The 5,618-nt window shown below is 73.4% G+C and carries 3 protein-coding genes and 1 pseudogene; all 4 read left to right on the top strand.

Annotated features, from left to right (window positions below):
• Positions 1 to 270: pseudogene (locus B9S61_RS12910) on the top strand (polysaccharide biosynthesis protein); the annotation flags it as partial.
• A 3-nt stretch (positions 271 to 273) separates the two neighbouring features.
• Positions 274 to 2,205, top strand: a complete 1,932-nt coding sequence (gene asnB, locus B9S61_RS12905) for an asparagine synthase (glutamine-hydrolyzing) (protein WP_103542380.1) — start codon at positions 274 to 276, stop codon at positions 2,203 to 2,205.
• Between the two features lie 17 nt (positions 2,206 to 2,222).
• Positions 2,223 to 4,427, top strand: coding sequence for a bi-domain-containing oxidoreductase (locus B9S61_RS12900; protein WP_103542379.1), 2,205 nt, complete (start codon positions 2,223 to 2,225; stop codon positions 4,425 to 4,427).
• On the top strand, positions 4,424 to 5,618 hold a 1,195-nt coding region (locus tag B9S61_RS12895), incomplete at its 3' end, for a heparinase II/III family protein (RefSeq protein WP_308457765.1). The genes B9S61_RS12900 and B9S61_RS12895, both read left to right, overlap by 4 nt.

Raw genomic sequence — 5,618 nt, 5'->3', positions numbered from 1 at the left:
CTCGTCGTGCGTGCCGGTCACGGCAGCACCGCGTGGCTGCACACCGTGGCGCGGCAGCTCGCGGACCAGCGCGTCGCGGTGATCGGTGTGGTGCTGATCGACCCCGATCCGCGTGACCGGACCGACGGCACGCTGTGGGACGGGCCGCACACCGCGCGGCGCGGCGTGAGCGAGTCCCCGGCCCGGTGGAACGGGGCCGGTCCGCGGTGGGCGGAACGGCTGCCGATGCCGGCGGCGCGGGTCCCGGACAGCGACCAGGAGGCGCGGTAGCACATGTGTGGCATAGCGGGTACCTACCGATGGCCGGACGGAAAGGCCGTCACCGACCGGCTCACCGACACCCTCGCCCACCGCGGTCCGGACGGGGCGGGCCGGTACAGCCACAGCCTCGGTGACGGCGAGGTGCACCTCGGGCACCGCCGGCTGGCGATCATCGACCTGTCCGGAACCGGCGCCCAGCCGATGGTCTCGGGCGGCCTCGCCCTGACCTACAACGGCGAGCTGTACAACGCGCCCGAGCTGCGCGCCGAACTGGCGGCCGCCGGAGTGCGCTTCCGCGGTACCTCCGACACGGAAGTGGTGCTGGAGGCCTGGCGGCGCTGGGGCACGGACTGTCTGCCCCGGCTGCGCGGCATGTTCGCGTTCGGGGTCTTCGACGAGCGGACCGGTGAGCTGGTGCTGGCCCGCGACCAGCTCGGCGTCAAGCCGCTGTTCCTGCTCCGGCGCGGCGAGGGGCTGGTGTTCGCCTCCGAGCTCAAGGCGCTGGCCGCGGCGACCGGCGGGTCGCTGGAGGTGGACCACGCGGCGATGGTGGCCTCGCTGCTCTACTACTGGGTGCCGGACTCACGGTGCGCGTTCCGCGAGGCGGAGAAGCTGCCGCCGGGGAGCTGGCTGAGGTGCCGGCCCGACGGCCGGGTGGAGCGGGGCCGTTACTGGAACCTGAGGGATGTCGCCGCCGAGGCCCGGGACCGTGCCCTGGCCGGCGAACAGCCGGACATCGCCGCCGTCGTCGAGGAGTCGACCCGGCTGCACCTGCTCTCCGACGTACCCGTGGCGACGTTCCTCTCCGGCGGTCTCGACTCCAGTTACCTGACCGCGCTGGCGGCGCGCGACCGGCCCGGGATCTCCGCGTACACGATCGGGTTCCGCGCCGAGGACGCCCGGTTCGAGGCGATGCCGGACGACCTGCGCTACGCCCGGCAGGTGGCCGAGCGGTTCGGTGTCGACCTGCACGAGATCGAGATCGCCCCGGACGTGCTCGATCTGCTGCCGCGGATGACGTACCACCTGGACGAGCCGATCGGCGACCCCGCCGCGATCAACACGTTCCTGATCTGCTCGGCCGCCCGCGAGGCCGGGGTCAAGGTGATGCTGTCGGGGATGGGCGCCGACGAGTTGTTCGCCGGGTACCGCAAGCACCTGGCCAACACGCTCGCGCTGCGCTACCAGCGCGTCCCGCGGCCGCTGCGGCGCGGGGTGTCGGGGGCGGTGGACCGGCTGCCGGTCGCCACGGCCCGCCGCGGGTTCCGGTCGGTGCGCTTCGCGAAGCGGTTCCTCTCCTTCGCCGAACTGCCGGAGGAGACCGCGTTCCGGCGCAGCTACACCATGTACGACCGGGAGGAACTGCTCGGCCTGGTCGATCCGGACCTGGCCGGAGCGGTCGACGACGTGCTGACCGAGCACGCGGACGTCTACGGGGACAACGAGCTCGACGACTTCGTCAACCGTATGTGCCTGGGCGACGCCCGGATGTTCCTGCCGGGCCTGAACCTCGCCTACACGGACCGCTCCAGCATGGCCGCGTCGACCGAGGTGCGGGTGCCGTACGTGGACGTCGAGGTGGTGAAGGCGGCGTTCGCGGTGCCCGGCGACCGCAAGATCGTCCGGCGGCAGGGCAAGGCCGTCCTCAAGGAGGCGGCCGCCTCGGTCCTGCCCCGGGAGATCGTCTACCGGCCCAAGGGCCTGTTCAGCGCCCCGCTGCGGGCCTGGATGAGCCGGGATCTGGCCCCGCTGGTGCGCGAGGTGGTCAACGACGGCGAGCTCGTCCGTTCCGGGTTCCTGCGCCGCGACGCGCTGCAGCGGCTCGTCGCCGAGGACGCCGCCGGGCAGCAGGACTTCTCCAAGCATCTGTGGCACGTGCTGACCCTCGAGTACTGGTACCGCGGCGCGACCTCCGGGTCCGGCCAGAACCCTCCGACGGCGTAGAGAACATGAGGACTTCGGTGAAACAGGTCGTACAGAACTACAAGACCGGCGAACTGGCCCTGCTCGACGTGCCGGTGCCGGGGTGCAAGCCGGGCGGTGTGCTGGTCCGCAGCTCCTACTCGCTGATCTCGACCGGGACCGAGCTGATGAAGGTGTCCGAGGCCGGCATGTCGATGCTGGGCAAGGCGCGTTCCCGGCCGGACCAGGTGGCGAAGGTGGTGCAGAGCGTGGCCACCAACGGGGTGCCCGCCACCTACCGCAAGGTGATGGGCAAACTGGACTCCTACACGCCGCTGGGCTATTCGCTGTGCGGGGTGGTCGAGCAGGTCGGCGCCGGGATCGACGACGTGACGGTCGGTGACCTGGTGGCCTGTGCCGGCAACGAGCACGCGCTGCACGCCGAGTTGAACTGGGTTCCGAAGAACCTCTATGCCCCGGTGCCGGACGGTCTCGCGCCGCAGCACGCGGCCTTCGGGACCGTCGGGTCGATCGCGATGCAGGGTGTCCGCCGCGGCGAGCCACAGCTCGGTGACGTGGCGCTGGTCATCGGGCTCGGGCTGATCGGGCAGCTGGTGGTGCAGCTGCTGGACGCCTCGGGGGTCCGGGTCGTCGGCGTCGACCCCGATCCGGTGCGCTGCGAGCTCGCCGGGCGGCTGGGCGCGGCGGCCTGCGGCGATCCCGCGTCCTCCGCGGTGGAGCAGGCCGTCGCCGAACTCACCGGCGGCCTGGGGGTGGACCAGGTGTATCTGGCCGCCGGCGGGGACAGCAACCAGCCCGTCGAGCTGGCCGCCCGGCTGTGCCGGGACCGCGGGCGGGTGGTCGACATCGGCAAGTGCCGCCTGGACCTGCCGTGGAACGCGTACTACGAGAAGGAGCTCGACGTCCGGTTCTCCCGGTCGTACGGCCCCGGGCGGTACGACCCGGAGTACGAGCTGGAGGGCCGGGACTACCCGATCGGCTACGTGCGCTGGACCGAGCGGCGCAACCTGGCGTGCTTCCTGGATCTCGCCGCCCGGGGCCGTGTCGACGTGGAGCCGCTGGTCTCCCACACGGCCGACTTCGCCGACGCCGTGGAGACGTACCGCGGTCTGAAGGACGGCGGTCTGAAGGCCGTGGCCGTGCTGTTCCGGTACCCGGAACAGGAGGTGGAGGCGGCGGAGGCACCCTCGGTGGACGTGCCCGCCGTGCCCGCCGTGCCCGCCGTGCGGCGCGACGCGACGGCGTCCGCCCCGGTCCGGGCCGCGAGGACGCCGGTGCGGCTGGCGTTCGTCGGCGCGGGCAACTACGCGACATCGATGCTGCTGCCGCACCTGACACGGCGCGACGGGGTCGAGCTGTCCACGGTCGTCACCACGACGGCGCTGTCCGCGGCCAACGCGCAGCGGAAGTTCGGTTTCGCCGGGGCGACCACCGACCTCGACGCCGTGCTCGGCGACCCGGCCGTCGACGCGGTGTTCGTGGTCACCCGCCACAGCTCGCACGCCGAACTGACCCGGAAGGCGCTGCTGGCCGGCAAGGCGGTGTTCGTGGAGAAGCCGCTGGCGCTCACCGGGGACGAACTGGCCGGTGTGCTTACGGCGGTGGAGGAGTCCGGCAACGACCGGCTCCAGGTGGGCTTCAACCGCCGGTTCGCACCGCTGCTTCGGGAGGCCGCGGAGCGGTTCGGCCCCCGGACCGGTCCGGGACACGTCCGCCACCTGGTCAACGCGGGCCGCCTCGACCACGGCAGCTGGTATCTCCAGCAGGGCACCGAGGGCTCCCGGTTCGCGGGCGAGGGCGGGCACTTCATCGACACCGCGAGCTGGCTGCTCGGGGCCGACCCGGTCTCGGTGTACGCGCTCACCACACCCGGCAACGAGGACCTCCAGGTCGTACTGCGCTACCCGGACGGGTCCACGGCCACCATCGGTTACGTCACCACGGGCCCGGCCGGTTTCCCCAAGGAGACCCTGGACCTGGTCGCCGACGGCCGCGCGCTGCGCCTGGACGACTTCGTCCGTGCCTCGGTCTACGACGGCCGCAAGCGGTGGGTCAGTTCGCGGCTGCCCAAGGCCCGGGACAAGGGCCAGTCGGCCGAACTGGCCGCGTTCGTCAAGGCAGTCCGGACCGGCGGGCCGATGCCCGTGCCGCTGGAGTCGCTGGTCGCCACCACGGCGGCCACCCTCGCGGTGCGGGCCGGGCTCGCCGGGGGTGCGCCCGTGACGCTGGCGGGGGCGCGATGACTGTGAGCTCGGGGAGTCCGGGCTGGTACCTGCGCCGGCTGTCGCGGATGGGGCCGCGGGAGGTCGGCGGCCGGGTGGGCGACACGGTGCGCAGGCGGCGGTGGCGGTCGGTGCCGCCGCCGGACTGCCCGGACGTGACCGGTGCCCGGTTCACCGCCGTACTGCCCCCGGGGGCGGTCGCGGCGGTCCCGCCGGACGCCGTGAAGCGTCTCGTCGCCGAGGCGGACCGGCTGCTGGCCGGGCACGGCGGGTTCTTCGGGGTGGAGCGCGACGACCTGTCCGACCCGGACTGGTGGTACGACCCGAAGACCGGGCGCCGGGCGCCGGGCGGCTACGCCTTCGACGTGCCGTACCGGGACGAGGACGCGGTCGGGGACATCAAGCAGATCTGGGAGCCGTCCCGGCACCAGTACCTGACCGTGCTCGCCGCCGCCTACGCGGTCACCGGGGACGAGCGGTACGCCGAGCGGGTGGCCGAGCACCTGCGGTCGTGGTGGGCGGCCAACGGGCCGCTGCGCGGGGTGCACTGGACCAGCGGCATCGAGCTGGGGATCCGGCTGCTCTCCTGGGTGTGGATCCGCCGGCTGCTCGACGGCTGGCCGGGCGCGGCCGCGCTGTTCGAGGGCAACCCGGTGGCGCGGAACCAGATCTGGCACCACCAGCGCTGGCTGGCCGCCTTTCCCAGCCGGGGGTCGTCGGCGAACAACCACGTCGTCGCCGAGGCCGCCGGTCAGCTGGCCGGGGCCTGCGCGTTCGGGTGGTTCCCCGCCTCGGCGCGCTGGCGGGCCGAGGCGCTTCGGACGCTGGAGCGGCAGCTGCGGCTCAACACCTTCGGCTCCGGCCTCAACCGCGAGCTGGCCACCGAGTACCACGGACTGGTGCTGGAGCTCGGCCTGGCCGCGCTGGCCGAGGCGGACGCCGCGGGCCTGGCGGTTCCCCCGTCGGTCCGGCTGGTGCTGCTGCGGATGACCGACGCGCTCGCGGCCGTGGTGGACCACCGGCTGCGGCCACCCCGGCAGGGGGACGCGGACGACGGGCACGGTCTGGTCGTGGACGGTGCCGGCACCGACCGCTGGGGCTCGCTGCTGGCCACCGGGGACGCCGTGTTCGGCCGGCTCGACTGGTGGCCGGAGGTGACCGGCACGGATGCGCGCACCCCGCTGCTGGCCGCGCTCATCCGGCCCGGAACCG

The organism is Streptomyces sp. SM1 (assembly GCF_002910825.1).
GTDB classification, from domain to species: Bacteria; Actinomycetota; Actinomycetes; order Streptomycetales; family Streptomycetaceae; genus Streptomyces; species Streptomyces okerensis.
Note: the sequence above shows the minus strand (reverse complement) of the source record. Positions and strands in the feature narration are given on the sequence as shown.